Source organism: Roseomonas sp. WA12 (assembly GCF_054165765.1).
Map to the genome: position 1 here is coordinate 1,841,009 of NZ_CM135108.1, position 21,798 is coordinate 1,862,806.

Annotated in this window: 18 protein-coding genes; 10 read left to right on the forward strand and 8 right to left on the reverse strand. The window is 68.1% G+C overall.

The annotated features are described in order from the left end of the window. Nucleotides 1–294 precede the first annotated feature (294 nt). The gene (locus ACVBD7_RS08715) at nucleotides 295–642 is read left to right on the forward strand and encodes a hypothetical protein (RefSeq protein WP_458097086.1); all 348 of its coding nucleotides are present in this window, start codon (nucleotides 295–297) and stop codon (nucleotides 640–642) included. Nucleotides 643–868: 226 nt separating this feature from the next. On the opposite strand, the gene ACVBD7_RS08720 is transcribed toward ACVBD7_RS08715, so the two are convergent. The 4 genes from ACVBD7_RS08720 to ACVBD7_RS08735 all read right to left on the reverse strand — a co-directional run bounded on the left by ACVBD7_RS08720 (nucleotide 869) and on the right by ACVBD7_RS08735 (nucleotide 5,021). Next, nucleotides 869–1,849 (reverse strand): Bug family tripartite tricarboxylate transporter substrate binding protein, encoded by a 981-nt coding sequence (locus ACVBD7_RS08720; RefSeq protein ID WP_458097087.1) that lies wholly within the window; start codon nucleotides 1,847–1,849, stop codon nucleotides 869–871. A gap of 23 nt (nucleotides 1,850–1,872) precedes the next feature. Continuing rightward, nucleotides 1,873–2,646, reverse strand: a complete 774-nt coding sequence (locus ACVBD7_RS08725) for an enoyl-CoA hydratase/isomerase family protein (RefSeq protein WP_458097088.1) — start codon at nucleotides 2,644–2,646, stop codon at nucleotides 1,873–1,875. A 142-nt stretch (nucleotides 2,647–2,788) separates the two neighbouring features. After that, a complete protein-coding gene (locus tag ACVBD7_RS08730) occupies nucleotides 2,789–4,294 on the reverse strand; it encodes a carboxylesterase/lipase family protein (protein WP_458097089.1) in 1,506 nt (501 codons plus the stop codon). Between the two features lie 13 nt (nucleotides 4,295–4,307). Continuing rightward, nucleotides 4,308–5,021 carry a glutathione S-transferase family protein gene (locus tag ACVBD7_RS08735; RefSeq protein ID WP_458097090.1) on the reverse strand — a complete coding sequence of 238 codons (714 nt, stop codon included), beginning with the start codon at nucleotides 5,019–5,021 and terminating at the stop codon, nucleotides 4,308–4,310. A 199-nt stretch (nucleotides 5,022–5,220) separates the two neighbouring features. Here ACVBD7_RS08735 and ACVBD7_RS08740 point away from each other — a divergent pair, with 199 nt between their 5' ends. From ACVBD7_RS08740 to ACVBD7_RS08750, 3 genes are all read left to right on the forward strand, one after another. Next, on the forward strand, nucleotides 5,221–5,862 hold the full coding sequence (locus ACVBD7_RS08740) for a GntR family transcriptional regulator (protein ID WP_458097091.1): 642 nt from the start codon (nucleotides 5,221–5,223) through the stop codon (nucleotides 5,860–5,862). Nucleotides 5,863–6,131: 269 nt separating this feature from the next. Further along, on the forward strand, nucleotides 6,132–6,365 hold the full coding sequence (locus ACVBD7_RS08745; RefSeq protein WP_458097671.1) for a substrate-binding domain-containing protein: 234 nt from the start codon (nucleotides 6,132–6,134) through the stop codon (nucleotides 6,363–6,365). A gap of 852 nt (nucleotides 6,366–7,217) precedes the next feature. Next, nucleotides 7,218–8,495: a Bug family tripartite tricarboxylate transporter substrate binding protein gene (locus tag ACVBD7_RS08750; protein WP_458097092.1), complete on the forward strand. Its 1,278-nt coding sequence runs from the start codon at nucleotides 7,218–7,220 to the stop codon at nucleotides 8,493–8,495. A 6-nt stretch (nucleotides 8,496–8,501) separates the two neighbouring features. Here the strand turns inward: ACVBD7_RS08750 and ACVBD7_RS08755 are convergent, their stop codons facing one another. Continuing rightward, a complete protein-coding gene (locus ACVBD7_RS08755) occupies nucleotides 8,502–9,287 on the reverse strand; it encodes an HpcH/HpaI aldolase family protein (protein WP_458097093.1) in 786 nt (261 codons plus the stop codon). 91 nt (nucleotides 9,288–9,378) lie between these two features. Between ACVBD7_RS08755 and ACVBD7_RS08760 the strand changes: the two genes are divergently transcribed. The 3 genes from ACVBD7_RS08760 to ACVBD7_RS08770 all read left to right on the forward strand — a co-directional run bounded on the left by ACVBD7_RS08760 (nucleotide 9,379) and on the right by ACVBD7_RS08770 (nucleotide 12,646). Next, a complete protein-coding gene (locus tag ACVBD7_RS08760) occupies nucleotides 9,379–10,485 on the forward strand; it encodes a LacI family DNA-binding transcriptional regulator (RefSeq protein WP_458097094.1) in 1,107 nt (368 codons plus the stop codon). Nucleotides 10,486–10,550: 65 nt separating this feature from the next. Then, complete coding sequence (hisD, locus tag ACVBD7_RS08765) at nucleotides 10,551–11,867, forward strand: histidinol dehydrogenase (protein ID WP_458097095.1); 1,317 nt, start codon at nucleotides 10,551–10,553, stop codon at nucleotides 11,865–11,867. 5 nt (nucleotides 11,868–11,872) lie between these two features. Further along, complete coding sequence (locus ACVBD7_RS08770; RefSeq protein ID WP_458097096.1) at nucleotides 11,873–12,646, forward strand: SDR family NAD(P)-dependent oxidoreductase; 774 nt, start codon at nucleotides 11,873–11,875, stop codon at nucleotides 12,644–12,646. 19 nt (nucleotides 12,647–12,665) lie between these two features. Here ACVBD7_RS08770 and ACVBD7_RS08775 read toward each other — a convergent pair whose 3' ends face one another. The 3 genes from ACVBD7_RS08775 to ACVBD7_RS08785 all read right to left on the reverse strand — a co-directional run bounded on the left by ACVBD7_RS08775 (nucleotide 12,666) and on the right by ACVBD7_RS08785 (nucleotide 16,468). Next, nucleotides 12,666–14,246, reverse strand: a complete 1,581-nt coding sequence (locus tag ACVBD7_RS08775) for an ABC transporter substrate-binding protein (protein ID WP_458097097.1) — start codon at nucleotides 14,244–14,246, stop codon at nucleotides 12,666–12,668. A gap of 93 nt (nucleotides 14,247–14,339) precedes the next feature. Then, nucleotides 14,340–15,830, reverse strand: a complete 1,491-nt coding sequence (locus ACVBD7_RS08780; RefSeq protein WP_458097098.1) for a M81 family metallopeptidase — start codon at nucleotides 15,828–15,830, stop codon at nucleotides 14,340–14,342. Nucleotides 15,831–15,919: 89 nt separating this feature from the next. Further along, nucleotides 15,920–16,468 (reverse strand): cupin domain-containing protein, encoded by a 549-nt coding sequence (locus ACVBD7_RS08785; RefSeq protein ID WP_458097099.1) that lies wholly within the window; start codon nucleotides 16,466–16,468, stop codon nucleotides 15,920–15,922. A gap of 143 nt (nucleotides 16,469–16,611) precedes the next feature. Here ACVBD7_RS08785 and hisD (ACVBD7_RS08790) point away from each other — a divergent pair, with 143 nt between their 5' ends. From hisD (ACVBD7_RS08790) to ACVBD7_RS08800, 3 genes are all read left to right on the forward strand, one after another. Next, a complete protein-coding gene (gene hisD, locus ACVBD7_RS08790) occupies nucleotides 16,612–17,934 on the forward strand; it encodes a histidinol dehydrogenase (protein ID WP_458097100.1) in 1,323 nt (440 codons plus the stop codon). Nucleotides 17,935–18,276: 342 nt separating this feature from the next. Next, nucleotides 18,277–19,707: an amidase gene (locus ACVBD7_RS08795; protein ID WP_458097101.1), complete on the forward strand. Its 1,431-nt coding sequence runs from the start codon at nucleotides 18,277–18,279 to the stop codon at nucleotides 19,705–19,707. After that, nucleotides 19,704–21,272, forward strand: a complete 1,569-nt coding sequence (locus tag ACVBD7_RS08800) for an ABC transporter substrate-binding protein (RefSeq protein WP_458097102.1) — start codon at nucleotides 19,704–19,706, stop codon at nucleotides 21,270–21,272. Before ACVBD7_RS08795 ends, ACVBD7_RS08800 begins: the two co-directional genes overlap by 4 nt. Nucleotides 21,273–21,798 lie beyond the last annotated feature (526 nt).

Genomic DNA, 21,798 nt, shown 5'->3' on the forward strand with positions numbered 1-21,798 from the left:
TGGGTCAGCCGCCGCCTACACCGGGTCCAGCGATCTCAGAGGAAACCGCCGGGTCAACGCCAACGAGGTGCTTCGTGTCTCGCGCTGCGGAGAATTGCCACGCTGCCAAGACTGCACCCGAGGCATACCGAGTGTTGAAGCTCCGGCAGATCTTCGTCTCGACCAGATTGGCCTCATGGTGCCCGCTCAACGACGGGCTAAAGACCACTTCCGCAGTCCGCGCAGTCCCGGTTCACTCGGTCGTTCTCGGCCAGGACTCTCTCCAGTAACGTCAGCTCCGCGGCGGGGCCGAAGGTGTTTTCCTTTCACGACATCACCTCGACCAAGAAGGGCGCGCACAACCTCTTTCGATATCTCCTAGAACTCCGCCGGGAGCTGGGAATTACTCGGCCGAAACTAAATATCCACTCTCTCCGGCACTCAGCCAGCACCATGCTCGCTGGCCTGCAAGCCGGCCGGGATCACCTCAACCTGATCTTCGACCACGAGAATGCATCCGACCGCGAGCACGTGCGGGAGGGGGGACCAGAAGGGCAGCTGGCGGAGAGGCTCGCGCACCTCACCTACGGCCTTGCGCTGTTTGGGGAGGAGGCGGGTGTGATCGAGCAAATGCGGCCGGATGGATTTGTGCTCTTCCGCTGAACGCTTACGAGGGTCTGCCTTGCCAGGGTTTCTGGTTAGGCGCGCCTCCTGATCAGATGCCGCCCGTGCTCGCCTTCGCCGGCGGGAAAAGGGGGAACCACCGCGAACCGGCGGCTTCGTACCACCTGCGGCATCCACATTGCGCCACCGCTTCCCCGAAAGCGGACGGCATGGTCGAGCAGCCAGACGGGAGGAGTGGGTCCGGATCCTCGGCTGGCGGAAGGGGCTACTCCGGCCGCAGCCTGCTGGAAGCGATGACCGGGCGCCAGCGCCGCACCTCGGCGTTCAAGTACTCGGCCACGCCCTCCGGTGTGCTGGCCTGACCTTCCAGCCCCTGCCGTCGGAGTCCGGCGAGGACCTCCGGATCGGCCAGCGCCTTCCGCACGGCGGCGTTGCAGGTGGCGATGGCTTCTGGCGGGGTGGCGCGGGGGGCCAGCAGCATGAAGTAGTTCTCCGCGTTGAAGTCGGCCACGCCGCTCTCAGCGATGGTGGGCACGTCCGGCAGGCTAGGGGCGCGCCGCAGAGTCGGCACGGCCAGGGCGCGAATCTTGCCTGCCTCCACCTGCGGCAGCGCCGGCGGCGTAGTGGAAAAGGTGAAGTCCAGGCGCCCGGAGATGAGATCGGTCATCAGCGGCGCGCCGCCGCGGTAAGGCACGCCCACCGTCTCGATGCCCGCGAGCTGGTTCAGCAGGGATGCCGCGAGCTGGCCCGTGGTGCCGACGCCGCTGTAGCCCCAGTTCAGCGTTCCCGGCGCGGCTTTTGCCGCAGCGATAAGGTCCGCCACGCTGCGCCAGGGGCGCGATGCCGGCACGACAAGGATGGTGGAGGACTGGACAAGGGTGGTGATGGGCGCGAGGTCCACCAGCGGGTCGAAGGGCAGGCTGGGGTAGATGACGGGATTGATGATCATCGGCCCGATGGTGCCGAGGAGAAGCGTGTAGCCGTCCGGCGGAGAGCGCACCACGATCTCGGTCGCGATGTTGCCACCCGCGCCGGGCCGATTGTCCACCACCACGGGCTGCCCAAGCGCGTCCGACATGCGGGGCGCGACGGTCCGCATGGCAAGGTCCGTCGCCCCGCCGGCTGTGAAGCCGACGACAACCCGTAGAGGCCGGTTCGGGAAGCCCTGGCCCTCGGGTCCCTGGCTCCGGGCAGTACGCGCCGCGAGCAGGGCGGGCGCGGCGAGAGCGATCCGGCGCGTGATCATCGTGTCCTGCCCTTTTCTTTATTTCAGCGTCCGGCGAAGACCGGCGCGCGCTTCTCCGCCCAGGCGGCCTTGCCCTCCCGCAGGTCGTCCGATCCGCGGACTTGGCGGATCGTCGCCCCAACGGCCTCGGCGTCCATGTCCCCGCGGGCAATGCCGTTCAGCGCGGCCTTCATCCCCTGGACAGCGAGCGGTGCGTTCGCGGCAAGGGTGGCGGCGAGCGCGGAAGCGCGCGCTTCAAGCATGTCGGGCGCGACAAGCTCCGTCAGGAAGCCGATCCGCAGCAGCTCCTCCGCTTCCAGCTTTTCGGCGGTAAGAAAGAGGCGCTTGGCCGTGTTCAGGCCGAGCCGGCTTACGTAGCGCCCCATGCCGCTCGGATAGTAGTGCAGGCCCAGGCGCGCCGCGGGCATGAACATCGCCATGCCCGTCACGCCGAGGCGGAAGTCGCAGGCCAGGGCAAGATCGGTGGAACCACCGTAGACGCCGCCGTTCAGCGCGCAGATCGTGGGCTGTCGCAGCGCCTCCAGCCGATCCGCCAGCCGCCCGAACGCCGATTCGTCCGAGCCCTCGCCTGGCCGGAGTTCCCCGATATGGAAGCCGGAGCTGAAGGAGCGCCCCCCGGCGGTGAAGATCACCGCGCGCACCTCGCCGTTCGCCTCGATCGTGTCGAGGATCTCCCCCAGTGTTGCCAGGTCCACGGGCTCGATGCGGTTGTGCACCGCCGGCCTGTTCAGGCGGATCGTGGCGACCGCCCCCTCGATGTTCAGGCTCGGCCCGCGCGGCTCATATCCATCGTTCAAGAGGATGTCTCCGTTGATCATGGGCCGCGTCACGGCCGCAGGTAGCTGGATGCCGGACCGTACTCGAAGAGGGGCAGGCCGTTCAGCGCGGCGCGCGGGCCCGCACCGGGGTGGCGCTCCACCCGGCTCTCCACGTCCAGCATCAGCGTCTCGCCGGCCTTGGCCTCGTAGCGAGGCCATGATGCCAGCCCGGGATGGTTCGGGTCCCCGCTGCGCGCGAAGGCCGCCCAGCGCGGCAGGGTTTGCTTCTGCAGCAAAGGCAGGTTGGGGCCATCCCCAGCAGAGCGCTGGCGGCCTTCGTGGTGCCGAAGACGAACGGCACCTCGACCGTATGGGGCGAGCGCAGCCTGCCATCCCGCACCGGGGTCTTCCAGTCGTAGACATAGGCGTAGACCGGCGCTCCGCTCCCTGCGTGCAGGGCTGCGAGCCGCATCGTGTTTCGGCGGTAGTTGTAGTCCGTGCTCACCGAGACCAGCACGTCGCTGGGCGAGGCAGTGGGGTCGGCCTCTTGGTAGGCTTCGTAGATCCGACCAACTTCCGCCTCGTCCCGGCCCAGCCATCGGCGGAGGCGGCGCAGCACCTCAGCGCGGTCTAGATCGAAGTTCCCGGGCACGGCAGCGAGGAAGTAGGTGGTCTCCGTCGCGGCATTTCCGATCATTAGGGGCACGCCGGCCGCGACCGGCGTGGAATCCGGATCGAAGGGGTGGCGGCCGACGTTGCGGCCGTCCAGCACGGGCCGGAACATGCCGGGGACGCTGCGCATTGCCTCCAGGAGCCGCTCGAATGGCACAGCCTGCAGGGCGGCGCCGTCCGCGCGGGGCATGTCCAGGCGGCTGGCGAGCTCCCGTGCCTGACGGGCGGATTCCTCCGGCGTGCTCAGGCGCAGCCCGCCGGAGCAGCTCTGCACGATCGCGCGCTGGAACAGGCCCTTCGCCGCGGGCAGGTTCATCAGCGCCGCCACCTTCGCCGCGCCGCCGGACTGCCCGAAGATCGTGACGTTGCCGGGATCGCCGCCGAGGCGCGGAATGTTCTCCCGCACCCAGCGTAGCGCGGCGACCATGTCCAGCACGCCGGCATTGCCGGAATCCGCGAATCGCGGATCGTCCCCACCCAGGTTGATGGCGCCAAAGAGGTTCAATCGGTGGTTCAGGGTCACCACCACCACATCGCCTTCCAGCGCGAGCGCCGTGCCGTCGAAGCCCGGGGCGGTGCCGGCGCAGGTATTCCAGCTGCCGCCATGCAGCCAGACCATGACCGGGCGCCGCGCGCCGTCCGGCCGCGGCGTGGTGACGTTGAGGAAGAGGCAATCCTCGTCCATGCGCTCGATGGCGTTGTACCAGTGGCCCAGCGGTTCGGGTGCGCCGCGGAGCTGTGGGGCGGAGGCGCCGAAGGCGGTGGCGTCCTGCGTACCGGTCCAGGGGGCTACGTCACCCGGTGGAAGGAAGCGCGCCGTCCCGCCGGTTGCGGCGGCGTAGCGGATGCCGCGGAAGGCGTGGGACCCGCCCTGCACCAGCCCGCGAAGTCGGCCCTTTGCGGTCTCGACCAGGGCGCCCTCCTGCGCCCCCGCCGTGGGCATCCGCCAGGTCGCGGCGAGCAGCACGGGCAGGCTGAGCGTCGCGCGCCGGCTGAAACCTTCCTGTCGTGACATGGTCCCCCCTTCCCTATCTCGCCGGCGCCTTGGCGGGCGCGGCCGGCTTGTTCTCGGGCGCGTCCTCGAAAGGGCCGATCCCGGCGCGAGCATAGGCCGGGCGCGCTTGGATCCGCGCCCACCATGCCGCCACCCGAGGATGCGCCGCGGCCGAGACCTGATCCGGCGCGATCTCCTCCTCGATCCGCTTCACGAAGGGCACCGCCGCGATGTCCGCGATGGAGTAGCGGGCCCCCACAAGCCAGCCGTACGGGGCCAGCGCCTCTTCCATTCGGTCGAGCAAGATCACCAGCTTCGCGCGCGCCTCCGCCCTCTCCTCTTCCGTGAAGGGACGGCGGGCGACGCGGCGCCAGGCCTCCTGCCGCTCTGCGCTCGGAATGCGGCCGAGCTTCTCGGCCAGTTCCGCGTCGGACCACGTGGCGGCCGTCGCCTGCAGACGGTGACGCCAATTGAAGACAATGAGATGGCCGATCCGCTCGTCAATGTGCCGGATCCAGTTGCGCATCAATGCGCGGCCATAGGGATCCCCGGGCCGCAGGGGCGGGTCCGGGAAGACTTCGTCCAGGTATTCGCAAATCGTGCCGCTCTCGTGCAGCGGCCGGCCGTCATGCAGCAGGGTAGGCACCACCCCATTGGGATTGATGCGGAGGTAATCGGGCGCGTGGTGCTCCATCGCAGCCATGTCCACGACCCGACCCTCGTAGGGCAGGCCCTTCTCCTCAAGCATGAGCCGAACACGACGCGATGCACTGGACCGCCAGGCATGGTGCAGGACAATCATCGGACGGGGCCGCGGAAATGCGGCCGGGACACGGGCACCATGGACGTCTCTCCGTTCCCGGCGCTCTCCGGCGCTGTCTGGACGGGACTACAGCATCCACGTTATGTATACGCAAGATGTCCTAAAGAATGCGATTGATAAGCTGATGACAGGGCGGACGAGCAGCACGCTTCTCCAGGTGATCGAGGAGGATCTTGATGCGGGGCGGCTCCTGCCCGGCGACACCCTGGACGAGCAAGGCCTGGCCAGCCGCTTCGAGGTGTCCCGCACGCCGGCGCGGGAGGCGCTGCTGCAGTTGGCGGCCATGGGGCTGGTCCGTATGGTCCCGAGACGAGGCGCCGTGGTGCAAGGGCTGTCGCCCGGTCTCGCGTTGGGGATGGTGGAGCTGCTGACGGCGCTCGAGTCCGAGGCGGCGGGCCTGGCCGCCCGGCGCATGTCCGGGGAGGAACGCCGGGTTCTCCGCGCGCTGCATGCGGACGCACGGCCCGCGATGCTGCGACTGGACAGCGTGGCCTACATGGCAGGCAATGCGGCCTTCCACGGTGCCATCTACGCGGGGGCGCGGAACGCCGTGTTGTCGGAGCAACTACGCCTCACGCGCCGGCGCATGCTCTCCTATCATCGAAGCAGCCTTGGCCAGCCCGCCCGGGTGAAGGCGTCATGGCAGGAGCATGGGGCGCTGCTCAAGTCCATCCTGGCTGGGGACGAGGCGGAAGCGCGTGCGACGATGCGGGAGCATATCCAGTCGGGTGGGCGTGTCTTCGCGGATCTCGTCGCAGGTCAGTAGAGCGGCACGCCGCGCCCGCAGCCAGCGACCGCTCTCGAGACACATCGTACCACTTCTACGGCGGAGCTCGTCCCCGCTATCCTATCCGGTCTTCTCAGTAACCAACGTTCCGTGAACGGTGATAGGCGTTCGACTACATCCCTTCTAATCAAAGACGTCGAACGAATGCCAATCCGAGGTTCCCGCTTAGCGTCATGCCCGCATAATCCCGCCTAAAAGCTGGCGCTTCTGAAGGATGGGCACGACTGGCCCCACGAAGTTCACAAACCATTCGCGGCGGGGCCGAGATTGGCTTCCAGCTGGTGAGCGAGATCGTCGCCGTCCCCTGCAGCACCTATCTCGACATGATCCCGGAGGGGGTGCAGCGTCCCACCATCTTTTACGCCGTCATCGCCGCGAACGCGCGACAGCCGGAGGGCTCGGCAGCGCGGATCCAATTCCTTGCTTCCACAGACGCCGCGCCGGCGATACCCAGGACAGGGCTGGAACCGTCGACCCGGTAATGATCCCCGTATCGCAGACGTCGGACTCTGTTTCGAGGAGACCTCCTATGCCGCACTCCGCTCCGTCTCGCCAAACCATACTGGCCTTGGGAGATGCCAAGGTCCTGCGCGCGCCTTCGGTCCAGGCCTAGCGCACCTTCTCCAATCGTCCGATCCGTCTGGTTGTAGCCTTCGTGCCAGTTCAAAACTCCTACATCCTCGCGCGCTGATCACACCAATAAAATTGGCTACGGTTCTTGGCCAGAATATCGTCGTTGACAACCTCGGTGGCTCCGGAGGCACGCTCGCGGCCGGATCGGCGCGCAGGAGATCGCCGCAGAACCAGCCCAACTCAGCCAGCGACTCGTGTGTGAGCAGACGCTCATCCAGCAACTCGTCCGCGATGCAGGAATCAGCCTGGGTTGATAGCCGGACCGGAGCGGACAGAGGTCTTCCTGGCTCACTGACACTCCGGTCTTCGCGGTATGCGATTGCCCTGGCCAGCGCACGAGCGAAACAGCTGCTTCCAACATAAATCGGCGAGAAACGTGACGGCGATCCTTGGGGCTGGCCGAGACCGGCCGGAATCCAGGACAGTTCAATGAGGTGGACGCGGGCGATTGAACGTAGGTGATCAGGCCCGAATGGCTCCAGCATGCAGATGTATTGCGCAGAGTTCAGCGTCGTCTTCTGCACGGCACGGACAGCGGACAGTGGTAGGAGCGCTTTCACCTCCGGCGGAGCTAGGTTTTAGCCGAGCTCCGTCAGTCTCCCGCTGTACAGCACGAGCCCGAGTTCGCTCCGCCCGGCCACATACTCTTAGAGAGATCGGACACTCTCGGCCGATATCGGGCCATAAGGAGAGGTGAATCCATGACCATTCCGGCGCCGGCCGTGAATGCGTGCCGCGCGAGGCTCCACCAGCAGCCGCGCAAACTCCGGCGATGCGACGCCGTGCAACGCAGCGCCGCCGGAACTGGAACGGGCCTTCAAGTCGGCTCCGTGCCGCAGCAACAGCCGCACCGTCACAGCGTCCTCCTAGACACCCTCGACAGTTCTGCCGGTCGCACTTCCCCGGAGCGCTTTCACGAGTTTGCGTTACCGCAAACCGTTATTGCATTCGCATGCAATCCCATGCTTAGGGATCAGGAAAACGGATCAGGGGAGGCCGGCTTGTTCGACAGACGTCTTTTGCTTGGGGCAGGAGCGGTGATGCTCGGTGTGGGAACCTCGAGCCGACCCGGATGGGGCCAAACCTTCCCGGATCGTCCCATCGCTGTGATCACGGGCTTCGCGCCAGGCGGCCTGACCGACCTCAGCACGCGCGTGATTGTCCGACGGATGGGCCAGGAACTGGGTCAGCCGATCGTGGTGGAGAACCGTTCGGGCGGCGCCACCTCCATTGCATCGCAGGCCGTCGGCAATGCCCGCGCCGACGGCTACACCGTGCTGATGGGCGCCTCTTCCCTAGCCATCAATCAGACGCTGCATCCAAACCTGTTCCCGCAGAACCCACTCGAAGCGTTCATGCCCATTGGCCTTGGCTACCGCAGCGCTTTCGTCCTTCAGATCCACCCCTCCTTGCCGGCGAGAAACCTCGCGGACTTCATCGCCTATGCGAAGGCGCACCCTGGCAAGATCAACTTCGGAAGTTCCGGCACCGGCGCGGTCAACCATCTCTGCATGGAGATGCTATGCCGGCAGTCAGGCTTGGAGGTGGTCCACGTTCCCTACCGGGGCGGAGCCCAGGCCGTGATCGACATCACCACCGGGCGCATCCAGGCCATGTTCTCCGCCGTGCTGGAGGCGCAGCCCCTTGTGTCGGAGGAAAAGACCCGCGCTCTCGCTATCTCATCGCGCAACCGTTCGCCGGTCCTGCCGGATGTCCCGCCGGTGGCGGACACCCTGCCCGGCTTCGAGGGGTTGTTCTGGCAAGGCCTCTTCGCTCCGCGAGGCACGCCGGAAGCCGTGGTCGCTCGGTTAGGGGCAGCTCTGAGAGTTGCCACGGAGGATGCCGAAGTGCGGTCGACGCTGGCGGAGCGGGGCGTCTCGGTCGACACAGGCGATGCCCAGATGCTTCGCGACATCCTCCTGAGCGACGCGCAGCTCTGGGGCAAGGTAATCAGGGACGGCAACATCCGCCCGGACTGACCGGCCCTAGTACCGCAGCGCTGCCTGTCCCTCCGGGCGGGCAGCCTGCACGAATGATCGGGTGATGAGGGCGGTCGTAACATTCGCGAAGAAACGAGCACCGAAAGCAGCGAAACGCTCCTCGTCCTCCCCCGTCAGGGCGAGGACGCCGGCACATTTGCCCGCCGCCGTGATGGCCCGCAGCCCCGTCGCGATCGCCTCCTGCACGGGCTTCGCCTTCCAGTCGCTGCCGTGTCCCATGGCGTGCGCCAGGTCGTTCGGGCCGATGAAGACGGCGTCCACCCCCTCCACCGCGGCGATCTCCCCCGCAGCACCGATTGCCTCCGGCGTCTCGATCATGGCGACGAAGGCAATCCCAGCATTGCTTCGGCGCGTGTGCGCATCCCCGCCGAAGGCGCCATATCCGGCGGCGCGCCCGCTGAAGGCAGCGCCGCGCTGGCCCTCAGGCGGGTAGCGCATCTTTGTCACCAAGCGGCGTGCCTGGACGGCGTCCTGCACCATGGGCACCTGCACCGCGCTCGCGCCCATATCGAGGATGCGTGGAAGGTCCGCCTCAAAGCAGCGCACGATGGGAATGATGCCGGAGGCCCTCGCCGCGCGCAGCATGTTCTCCGTGACGCCGAGATCTGCGCTGCCGTGCTCATTGTCGAGAATGACGAAATCGAATCCGGCATAGCCGCACATCTCGACAATCGCCGGGCTGGGGAGGCCGTTGAAGACACCCCGGAGCCGGCCGCTTCCCCGAAGCAACGCGGGCAGCCGCTCGTCAATGGGATGGCGGGGCTCGGGCATTGGCATTTTCCTGGACCTGTACCGGGCGCAGTCTTTGCGCGCAGCTTCGGACCGATGGCAAGCCACCGGCAGAAGGACTAATAGCCCCGGGATGGCGAAGCGGTCCAATCTCCCGCCGGCGGATCCGGTTGACGATCGAGCATCGCGCCCCGCCACGGCTTACGACGTCGCGCGCCTCGCCGGCGTATCGCAATCGGCGGTCTCACGAAGCTTCACGGAAGGCGCCAGCGTCTCCGACGCGACGCGGAGCAAGGTGATGTCGGCGGCGGCGGCACTCGGCTACCGCCCCAACCTCGCCGCGCGCGCCCTCATCACGCGGCGGTCCGGTATCGTCGGGGTCGCCGTCTCGTATCTGGAGAACCAGTTCTACCCGCAGGTGCTCGAAACCCTGTCGCAGGCCCTGGCGCAGGCCGGCTACCGCATGCTGCTCTTCACCGCCAAGCGCCACGAGCCGTCCGACCCGATCCTGGAAGAGGTCATGCGCTACCGCGTCGATGCCATTCTGCTGCTGTCGGCAAGTCTCTCCTCCCGTTTCGATGCCGAGTGCCAGAAGGCCGGCATCCCCGTGATCCTGGTGAACCGACGCACCAACAGCCCGAACGTCTGGAGCGTGACAGGCGACAACCACGGCGGCGCAAGCACGATCGCCGCCTTTCTCGCCGCCGGAGGGCATCGTCGCTTCGCTTTCATGGCGGGGCTGGAGGACGCCTCTACAAGCCGGGAGCGGGAGGCGGGGTTCACACGCCACCTCGCTGCCCAAGGCTTCTCGCCGCCGTTGCGCACTGTTGGCCATTACGACTTCGAGGCCGCCTCGGAAGCAGCCCGTGACCTGTTGCGCACTGGGCACCGGCCCGACGCCCTATTCTGCGCAAACGATCACATGGCACTCGCGGCCATCAACGTGGCCCGCGTGGAGTTCCAGCTGGATGTCGGACGAGAACTCTCGATCGTCGGCTTTGACGATGCAGGCCCCGCCGCCTGGCCCCTCTTCAGCCTCACCACCTATGTGCAGCCGGTGGACGCGATGGTTGAGGGTGTCATCACGATCCTGCGCCATCGCCTTGCTGATCCAGGCATCCCCGCCGAGAGTCGAGTGGCTCCGGGCTGGCTCGCTGTCCGCGGATCGGCGCGACGCCCGACACAGGGGGTAGTAGCCCGCGACAGCATCGAGACATGGTCGCCACCCCCCGGAAGCTGACCAGCAAGCTTGACAGAGCCGCGCTTGCATACGCATGCAGGACCACCACGGGAGGAACTGAAACAGTGGCAAAATGGCTGAAGTGCTGTCTTGACAGCACAGCCGCAAAGGGCGCCGACCGCCAGGTCCGCGACACGGTGGAGACCATCCTCGCCGACATTGAGGCGCGGGGCGATGCGGCCGTTCGGGAGCTTTCCATCCGCTTCGACGGCTGGGACCGCGAGGACTACCGCCTGACTCCAGCTGAGATCCAGGAGTGCCTGGACCAACTAACCGAGCGCGACATCCGCGACATCGAATTTGCACAAACGCAAGTTCGCAACTTCGCGCGGCACCAGCGGGATGCGCTGCAGGACATTGAGGTGGAAACCCTCCCCGGCGTGGTGCTGGGCCACCGCAACATCCCAGTCAACGCCGCGGGCTGTTACGTTCCGGGCGGCAAGTACCCCCTGCTCGCCTCTGCCCATATGTCCGTCATCACCGCCAAGGTCGCTGGCGTTCCGCGCGTGGTCACCTGCGCGCCGCCCTTTCACGGCCGCCCGGCACCCGCCATCGTCGCCGCGCAGCACATGGCGGGAGCTGACGAGATCTTCTGCCTCGGCGGCATTCAGGCCGTCGCGGCCATGGCGCTCGGCACAGGCTCCATCCGGGCCGTGGACATGCTCGTCGGCCCGGGCAACGCCTTTGTCGCGGAGGCCAAGCGGCAACTCTTCGGGCGCGTGGGCATCGACCTTTTCGCCGGTCCGACCGAGACCCTCGTCATCGCCGACGAGACCGTGGACGGCGAGATGTGCGCGACGGACCTTCTCGGCCAGGCAGAGCACGGTCCTGACTCCCCGGCGATCCTTCTGACCAATAGCGAGGCCCTGGCACGCGACACGATGCGCGAGGTCGAGCGGCTGCTCACTATCCTGCCCACCTCCCCCATTGCCGGCCGCGCTTGGGAGAGCCACGGCGAGGTGATCGTCGCCGAAGACGAGGAGGAAATGATCCGCGTCGCCGACGAGATCGCCTCTGAGCACGTCCAGGTCATGACACGTGATCCCGACGTCTTCCTGCGGGGCATGACGAACTACGGCGCGTTGTTCCTCGGCCCGCGCACCAACGTCGCCTACGGCGACAAGGCGATCGGCACCAACCACACCCTGCCGACGAAGAAGGCCGCGCGCTACACAGGCGGCCTCTGGGTCGGCAAGTTCCTCAAGACCTGCACTTACCAGCGCGTGCTGACGGATGAGGCTTCCGCCCTGGTCGGCGCCTACACCTCCCGCCTCTGCGCGCTCGAAGGCTTCACCGGCCACGGTGAGCAGGCGAACCTGCGGGTACGCCGCTACGGCGGCCGCAACGTTCCCTACGGGGCGGCGGTGGACGAGCGGGAATGACCGGAGTGCCCATCGCCCCCCTGCCCCGCCTTCCCTCGTCGCGGCTCGACGGCCGGCGCGCGCTCGTGACCGGGGCCGGGCGGGGCATCGGCCTCGCCGCCGCGGCCGCCCTCGCCCAGTCCGGCGCGGCAGTTACGCTGGCGGCGCGAAGCGGCGGCGAGATCGAGGCGGCGGCGGCGGCCATACGCGCCGAGGGCGGCCAGGCGGAGGCGCTGTGCCTCGACGTCTCCGACCCGCACGGTGTCACGGCCGCACTGGCGAGCGCCGCGCCCTACGACATCCTCGTCAACAACGCCGGCACCAACCGCCCTGCGCCCTTCACCGAGGTAACGGTCGAGGATTTCGACGCCGTGGCCTCCCTCAACCTCCGCGCGGCCTTCTTCGTGGCTCAGGCCGTCGCCCGAGGCCTGATCGAGGCGGGGCGCGGGGGAACCATCATCCAGATGTCCTCCCAGATGGGTCATGTCGGCGGCGCATCCCGCACCGTCTACTGCGCCACGAAGCACGGGCTTGAGGGCATGACGAAGGCGATGGCAATCGATCTCGCCCCCCATGGCATCCGCGTGAACACCATCGGCCCGACCTTCGTCGAAACACCGATGACACGCCCCTTCCTAGCGCAACCGGAGTTCCGTCGAACCGTGCTGTCGAAAATTAAGCTGGGCCGGGTCGGGCAGGTGGAGGACATCATGGGCGCTGTGGTCTTCCTCGCCTCCGACGCCGCCGCGCTGATCACCGGGACCTCCCTTCTCGTGGATGGAGGGTGGACGGCGGACTGAGCCCGCCGCCCTAGCTGCCTCAGCCCGGCCGGATGCCCCAGAACTTCGTGAAGCCTGTCTGCAGCCCCTGAATGCCCCGCGTCGCGGTCTGCTGCTTGAACTGGCCGAGCGGGTAATAGGGAACCTCCTCCATGCAGGCCAGCTGGATGTCGCGGCACACGGCCTGCCGCCCCGCCAACTCCGGCGCGTCGAACCAGGCGTTGTACAGCCCCTCCAGCCGCGCGCTCTCGTACCAGCCGGCATAGCCGGCGGCCCCGTTACCGCGCACACCGACATGGGTGGCGGGGTTCAGCAGGTCGGTCCCCGTCCAGCTCGTCGCGAAGAGGCTCCAGCCGCCGCTCTCCACGGGGCCGCGATTGTTGCGGCGCTGGAGCATGGTGCCCCAATCCGTCGCCACGTAGTCCACGTTTATCCCGATCCGCCGCAGCATGTCCGCTGCCACGTCGCCAAGCGCCTTGATCGTCACGTAGTCCGTCGGGACCAACAGTACGACCTTCTCGCCCTTGTAGCCCGCGGCCTCCAGGTCGCGCCGCACCGCCGCGTCGTCCTTCGGCTTCCGCAGGGGATCGATCCCCGCCTCGTTCGCCATCGGCGAGCCCGGCGTGAAGAACCCGGTCGGCACGTGGTAGGAGGCGCGATCGTCGCCGACGATCGCCTGCATGTAGGACGCTTGGTCGATCGCCCCCATCACCGCTCGGCGGATGGCCGGATTGTTGAAGGGGGCCTGGGTCGTGTTCGGCCGCAGCATTCCGACCGTGCCCGTCTCCTCCTGCACGCGCATCTGGAGGCCACGGCTGCGGGCCATTATCGGCCTCAGGTCATGCGCCACCTGCTCCCACCAGTCCTGTTCGCCGGAGACCATGGCGCCGGCGGCGGTGGAGGCGTCGGGGATGGTGTTCCAGACGACGCGGTCGTAGTAGGCGACCTTCGGGCCCGCACTGCCGATCGCCGGCCCACTACCCCGCGGCCGGTAGCGGTCGAACTTCGCATAGACATTGCGCGCCCCTTGCAGCCGCTCATCAGCGACGTAGCGGAACGGGCCGCTGCCGATGATCTCGGTGATCTGCGTGCCAGGATCGGTGGCTGCGACCCGCGCGGGCATGATCGCGGGCATCATTGCCGTGCTCTTCGCCAAGGCGTCCGGCAGGAGAGGAAAAGGCTTCTTCAGGCGAAAGATAATCGTGCGGTCGTCGGAGGCGAGGATCTCGTCGGTTGCCCGCATCAGGGCACCGCCGAAGGCGTCCCGCGCACCCCAGCGGCGAAGGCTCGCCACGCAGTCCCGCGCCAGCACCGGCGTGCCGTCATGGAACAGCAGCCCCTCGCGCAGGCGGATGGTCCAGCGACGCCCGTCCTCCTCCACCGCGTGGCCTTCGGCCATCTGCGGATGCGCCACGTCGTTCTCGTCCAACCCGTACAGGGTGTCGAAGACCATGTAGCCGTGGTTGCGGGTGACGTTCGCCGTGGTCCAGTGCGGGTCGAGGAAGGCGAGGTCAATCTGCGGGATGAAGCGCAGCGTCCGTCCCTGCGCCTGTGCGAACGCCGGGGTGGTCAGGGCGAGGCTCCCGGCCGCAGCCCCCTTGAGTAATGAGCGACGGTGCATCGGTACCTCCTCGGGTCACGCCGGATCCGCCCGCCGGCTGGGTCGCCTGCGCCAGTGCAGCAAGGGTCGTGCCCTCGATGCAAGGAATGCTTCTCAGCCCACCGCCTCGCCCCGCACATGTAGCCGCGGCGTCAGGTCAATCTCGTCCAGCGGGAAGAAGGGGCGCGCCTTCACAAAGGGCAGTTCCGCCACGCGGTACGAGGTCATGCCCGGCGTATCCACCGTGACGCACTCGCCGATCGCCGCGTAGTTGAGGGTGAAGTGGTAGCCGGACCGGGTGACCACGATCCCCATCCGCGCTGGATCGACGCCCATGGCGCGATAGTAGTCGGGATCGAGATAGGAATAGGGCTGATCCGTCAGCACGAGGTTCACGGTGCCGACTCGCAGCACGGAGTAGGCCCCGAGCGTGGCCCGGTAACCGGCATCCGCGGGACCGTCATACACCACCTGCGCGGAGGCCCCGGCGGACACCACCTCCCCCGTGACCTCCAGCGGCGGCGCGACAGTCGAGTACCGCCCGCCCACCGTCACCGTGACGGTCGCGCCCACCCCGGCGGCTCGGCAGGCCGCCACAGCGTCGGCATCGGCGATCGGCACGGCCGAGGCCGGGAGGTCGTCCCTCGCCAGCAGGGCGCGCAACACGTAGGTCCCGTCGCCCGGGCTCCCGCCGGCCACCCGATCCCCCTGGTCGCCCAGGATCAGCGGCCGATCTGTCCCTCGGGCCGCCTTGTCCAGGTACTCGTCCAGCGAAGGATAGGTCCCGATCAGCTCCCGCCGCCGATCCCACAGCTCGCGCGCGAGCCCGAGGGCCAGGTCGTCAGGCGTCTCGCCGTTCCCATAGGCCAGCACCCACTGCCCGAGGCCGCGCACGTCGAGGAACTGCTGCGCGTTGAAGATCGAGACATCGTAGGCCTGCCCGCTCTCCACCGCCGCCTGGGCGCGCGCGTGAAGGGACAGCAGCGGCTCCTCATCCGTGCGGTCATTGCCGAGGGTGAGCATAGGCAGGTGCACCGCCGCAAGGGCCGGCCGCAGCCGTCCCTCCAGCATGTCCGACGCGGCCCGGAAGGCGCGCCGGCCCGTCCGGCCCTGGTCTCCGTGCGGGTTGGTCAGGTAACCCGCCAGCAGGTCGCAGCAGTCGAGGATCTCCGGCGTGACGTGGGCGTGCAAGTCGAAGCCCGCCGTCAGCGGCACGTCCGCCCCGACGATCCCGCGCAGCGCCGCCATCAGCGTGCCCTCGGGGTCCTCCAGGCTTGGCGTCAGCATGCCCCCGTGCAGCGGCAGCACGATCGCATCGAAATCGCCGCGCCGCGCCGCATCGCACATCCTGTCGCGCATCTCTGCGAAAACGGCCTCTTCCACCGGCCCGCCGGACTGGGCGCGGAAGATCGTCGGCACGATGACCTCGGCCCCCGCCGCCTGCGCGGCGTCCACAATGCCGCCGAGCACGGAGTTGCTCCCCCGCGCCGCTTCTACCGCTTCCGTCCCGGACCGGATGTTGAACCAGGACCGCCCCATCGGCACGGGGTTGAAGCTATGGGATTCCTGCGCGATGCCGCCGGCAAGGATCCGCCTCTTCGCCATGAAAGGTCTCCCGCTACGGCCGGAAGCACAGCCCGCCCGGGCCGGCCCGCGCAAGCATCGCGGCAGCGGCGGAAAGAATAGTGGCCGCTTCAGTACGTCGGCGGAGTGATGGCGCTTACGATCTCGCTCACTCCCGGATCGACGTTCCGGAAGCGGTGTGGCTGTCGACTATCGAAGTAGTAGGCGTCCCCGGCTTGCAGGACCGTCGTTCGGTCGCCCACCGTCACCTCAACGGCTCCACGGGTGACGATCCCCGCCTCCTCCGCCCGGTGCGCCACCCGCGCCTCCGTTGCGGCACCTGGGGCGTAGCGCTCGGTGAGCATGAGCATTCTCCGGTTTGGATAGTCCATTCCGACGAGGCGGTAGGAGACCTTGTCAGGCCGCCCGATCTCCACCAGTTCGTCCGCGCGGTAGAACGGATGGTCGGGTTGACCGCTTTCCAGCTCCGCGAAAAACGATGAGAGGGTCGTGCCGAGGGCGCCGAGAATGGCACCGAGCGTGTCCACGGACGGGCTCATCCGCTCCCGCTCGATGAGCGAAATGGCCGAGTGAGACACGCCGGACCGGGCGGCCAGTTCCCGCAATCCTAGTCCGCGCCGCGTCCGAAGAGCCTTCAGCTCCGAGCCGACCATCGCCATACCGAACCTCCTTCCTGGCAAGAGTGTTGAGGATAATAAACAGCCATGCACTTGCCTACTTCCAGGTGCCGGCGCGCCGGGGTCACTCTCGCCGCACCAGCGGCGTATCCCTTCGCCGCCTCGCCTCTCCCGGGAAGCTCGACATGTCCGTCCAAGAACATCCCGATGCCGGTCTCGCCTTCATCAAGCCGGTCAGCCGCGACTCTTTCCGCGACAACGACGCATTGGCTGCCACCGTGAAGGATGTGGTCGACGATGTCCGGACCCGTGGTGACGCCGCCGTTCGGAAGTACGCGGCCGCTTTCGACAAGTCGGACCTCGACTCTTTCGAGGTCAGCCCGGCTGAGCGAGCCAGCGCAGTGGCGCGGTTGGATCCTGCGGCCCGAGAGGATGCCGAGTTCGCCATCGCCCGCGTGCGGGATTTTGCGCAGGCACAGCTCCGCACGATGCTCCCGCTGGATGTGGAGCCCCTGCCCGGCCTGCATCTCGGCCATCGGATCATCCCCATCCAGCGCGTCGGCGCCTACGTTCCAGGCGGACGCTACCCTCTTCTCTCCGCACCTGTGATGACGATCGTTCCCGCCCGTGTCGCCGGATGCGAGGAGGTGATCGCCTGCCTTCCTCCCGGCGCCCACCCGGATATGATCGCCGTCTGCCATCTCTCCGGCGCCGACCGGATCTTCCGGATCGGCGGTGCCCAGGCGATCGCCGCCATGGCCTTCGGAACGGAGAGTGTTCCCGCCGTGGACAAGATTTTCGGGCCTGGCAATGCCTATGTGAACGAGGCCAAGCGTCAGGTCTTCGGCAAGGTCGGCATCGATCAGCTCGCGGGCCCGAGCGAGATCTACGTCGTAGCGGACGAGACCGGCGACCCGGAGATGATCGCCACCGACCTCCTGGCCCAGGCCGAGCACGACGTGATGACCCGCGTCGGCCTCATTACCACCAGCCGCGCCCTCGCGGAGGCGACGGTCGCGGAGGTCGAGCGCCAGCTCGCGGACCTTCCCACGGCCGATGTCGCCGGCCCCGCCTGGCGCGACTACGGCGAGGTCGTCCTTTGCGCCGACGAGGCTGCTATGATCACCTACTCCGACCGCATCGCCGCCGAGCACCTGCAGGTCCACACCGCCGACCCGCACGCAACCGCAGCGCGCCTTCGCAACTACGGCTCCCTCTTCATCGGCCCACTCGCCAGCGTGGTCTATTCCGACAAGTGCTGCGGCACGAACCACACGCTGCCGACACTCGGCGCCGGCCGCTACACGGGCGGCCTATGGGTCGGCTCCTACGTCAAGGTCTGCACCCACCAGTGGTTGGACCCGCGCGGCGTGGCCGCCGTGGCGCCTCCCGCCATCCGGCAGAGCGGGCGCGAAGGCCTGGAAGGACACCGCCGCGCCGCGGCCTTCCGCACCGGCCACAACCGCAGCGGCTCCGTGCAGACCGCAGTTCTGGACACCCCGGCCTGATCCGCCCTGGAAGGCGCGGTCAGACATGCACCCTCCTCCGCTCCCGGCAATGACCTCTGCTGCCCGCCACCTGGGGCAGCAGCGCATTGTCTGGGTAAAAGCGGAGCGGCTCCCCTACCCGCGCAGCCTCGCGATCTTCGCCCGGAGGTCGCGGTACTCCACGGCCGTCGCGACAATCCACTCTCTTGGCAGGGCGATTCCCGTTCGCGCCAGCCCCGCGACCAAGCCTGCCTCATCGCTCTCAGGTGTTACCGCAATCGCTGGCTCCCGGTCCTGTCGCTCCGGCATGTCGCCTCCATTGCCTGTTCCATCCGGCCGCCCCGTGCCTGGGGGCGAGGCGCGATGAGGTCCGAAGCCTATCCCCGCCCTGCCGCCATGGTCGAGGGCACGCCGTCCCTCTCGGCCGCGGCACGCGGGCTGCGCGGCGGCACCCTCACCGCCGTCTCCCTCGCGCGGGACGCCCTGGCCCGGATCGCCACGACCGATCCGGTCGTCCGCGCCTTTGTGCGCCTGGAGCCGGCGGCAGCCCTGGCCGACGCTGCGCGCGCCGATGCTGAGCTATCGCGCGGCCTCGACCGCGGCCCCCTTCACGGTATTCCGACTGCGATCAAGGACATCCTCGACGTCGCGGGATGGCCTACCACCTGCAATTCACGCACCCGCCCAGACACGCCGGCGGAGGAGGATGCCGCGGTCGTGGAGCGCCTTCGCGCTGGCGGTGCCGTCATCCTCGGCAAGCTGGAGACCTACGAATTCGCCCTCGGCGGCCCGACGGAGGAGGCACGCTTCCCACCGGCCCGCAATCCATGGGATCCAGCCCGTATCCCGGGCGGCTCCTCATCCGGCTCGGCCGCAGCTGTGGCCGCGGGGATGATCCGGATGGCCCCGGGATCCTGCACGGCCGGGTCAATCCGCGGTCCGGCCGCTTGGTGCGGCGTCGTCGGGCTGAAGCCGACCTTCGGCCGCATCTCCTGCCGTGGCGCCTTTCCCCTCGCGCCCACCCTCGACCACCTCGGCCCCCTGGCCCGCAGCGTGGAGGACGCCGCGATCGCCCTCGGCGTTATGGCCGGCCACGATCCCCGAGACCCCGCGAGCGTCGACCGCCCCGTCCCTGACTACCGTATCTGCCTGAAGGACGGCGTTGCGGGGTTGCGGGTCGGAGTACCCCGCCATTTCTTCGCCACCTCCCCCCTCCTCGCCCCCGAGGCGCGCGACGCCATCGACGCCGCGATTGGCCACCTGCACGCGGCCGGCGCGACGGTGACGGACGTAACCCTTCCGGACTACGACCTCTTCCTCGCCGTCAACCGCGTGATCATGACGGCGGAAGCTCTGGCGATCCACGCGTCCGCCCTGCGGCGCGATCCGCGCGGGTTTGCCCCGATCACCGCGCGGCGCTTCGCGGCCGGCGTAGCGATCGGCGCTACCGACTACCTCGACGCGCTACGCCACCGCCGCGGCCTGACCGCGGCCCTCGACGGCGTTCTGCAGGGCTTCGACCTCCTCCTCACCGCCATTTCGCTCGACGTGGCGCCACTTGCGGCCGTAGGCGCGGAACCCAGCGCCTGGCCGCTCCAGGCGAGCCCCTTCAACGTCACAGGCCACCCCGCGATGAGCGTGCCGGCCGGCTTCGGCGGGGGTGGGATGCCGCTTGCCGTGCAGATCGTCGGCCGACCCTTCGACGAGGAGACGGTGCTCCGGGCCGGCCAGGTTCTGGAACGCGCCTTCGGCCACGATGAAGCAGAAAAAAACAACGAGGAGACCTCCGCATGACCGCCCGCGTCATCCATGCCGCCGCCCTGGCGACGGCCCTGCTCACGGCACCGGCCTTGGCGCAGGAACCGAGAAGCGTACTGCGCGTCGTCCCGCAGGCCGACGTGGCCGTGACCGACCCCGTCTTCGGCACGGCCTGGATCTCAACCATCCACGGCACGATGGTCTGGGAATCCCTCTTCGCTTGGGATTCGAGGATGCAGCCGCGGCCCCAAATGGTTTCGGATTGGGGCGTGTCGGAGGACGGGCTGCGCTGGCATTTCACCCTGCGCGAGGGACTGCGCTTCCATGACGGCTCTCCCGTCACCACCGCCGATGTCATCGCATCCCTCCGCCGCTGGATGACGATCGACGCGACGGCGACCCGCATCGCCGCCGTCACCGCGGGCATGGAAGCAGTGGATGCCCGCACCTTCGCCTGGACCCTGCGTGAGCCCTTCCCTGCGATGGTCTCTGCCCTCGCCGCAGCGCCGTCGCGCTTCGCCGCTATCATGCGTGCGGCCGACATCCCGGAACGTGGCCGCCCCGCGACCACACTCATCGGCTCCGGCCCATTTCGTTTCAACGCCGCCGCGCGGGTCAGCGGCGACCGGGTCGTGTACGACCGCAACCCGGACTACGTGCCCCGCGCCGAGCCGCCGGACGGTCTCGCCGGTGGCCGGGTGGTGAAGGTGGACCGCGTGGAGTTCCGTATCCTCCCCGATCCCGCCACCGCTGCCGCCGCCCTCCAGGCCGGGGAGGTCGATTTCATTGAACGCCCTTCACTCGACCTTCTCCCCGTTCTGTCGCGCAGCCGCGCCATCCGGGTGACGCGCCTGACCGACCTCGCAGGCCAGGCAATGCTCCGCCCCAACACCCTGCACCCGCCGTTCAACGATGTTCGCGCCCGTGCGGCCCTCGCCTACATCGTCGATCAGGCGGAGACCCTGGCAGCCGGTTACGGCGACGAGGCGTATTGGAGCCGCTGCAACGCCTACTTCGTCTGCGGCTCTCCCAACGGAACCGAGGCAGGGGCCGAAGACTTCGGTCGTGACCTCGCCCGTGCCCGCCAGCTCCTGATCGAGGCCGGCTACAGGGGCGAGCGGATCGTCTTCCCAACAACGACCGAGATCCCATTCTTCGGCCGCATGGCGGAGGTGACGGCCGCGGCAATGCGTCAGGCCGGGATGAACGTCGATCTACAATGGATGGACTGGCCCAGTGTCATCACCCGCACGTCCAGCCAGGCTGCGCCAGATCAGGGCGGGTGGAACATCTATGTAACCGGGGCTCCCGGCCCGCTGATGTGGAGCCCGATGACGAACATTGGCGTGAACACCGCCTGTGATCGCAGCAACTTCGCGGGCTGGCCCTGCGACGAAGCGGCGGAGGCGCTGCGTCGCGAGTACATCAACGCCTCCGACGCCGACCGGCCAGCTCTCCTGGACCGTCTGCACCGGCGCCTTGCGGAAGTTCATCCCTACCGCCTCCTGGGCCAGTCCTTCACGATGGTTGCCCACCGCACCAGCCTCTCGGGGGTGCTGCCCTCGCCCGTTCCCGTGTTCTGGAACATCGAGAAGCGCTGAGAGGATTGTCGAGCGCCAAGTCAGCAAAGATGCAGCTGGTTTGGCGCTGACTATTTAAGCAGCGAGGGACCCGCGAGGCGTTTCACTCTTTAGAACCCTGCTACTGCAGCGCAGTCCTGTAATCTACTGATCTTGGATCAAAGGATTGACGCTGCTTCCTTTGGGGAGGGTCCACACAGGACTGTAGCCGAGCGCGGCCGAAGCATCCTCCGCCGCAGTGCGGTCCCACAGGGGATAGTCCGTCCCACGATAGGTCGACATTCCCCGCGGCCCTCAGATCCGTCATGGCGCCTGCGTTCCCACCCAGGCAGTCGGAACAGGAACTAAGATGACAGCGCACGCCGCGCTCATGAAGGACCGGATGGCGTAAGACCTGCGCCCTACGGGGGCATCATCCCCTCTGCGACGTTCCCGGCAAGGTGAACCTTCGACACGGCGGCAGCTTCCGGCGGCGCGACCCCCACCGGGCCTTCACGTCTAACCCCCCGACCAGTCGGCGCAACGCTCGTGCGGAGAGCCCGCGATC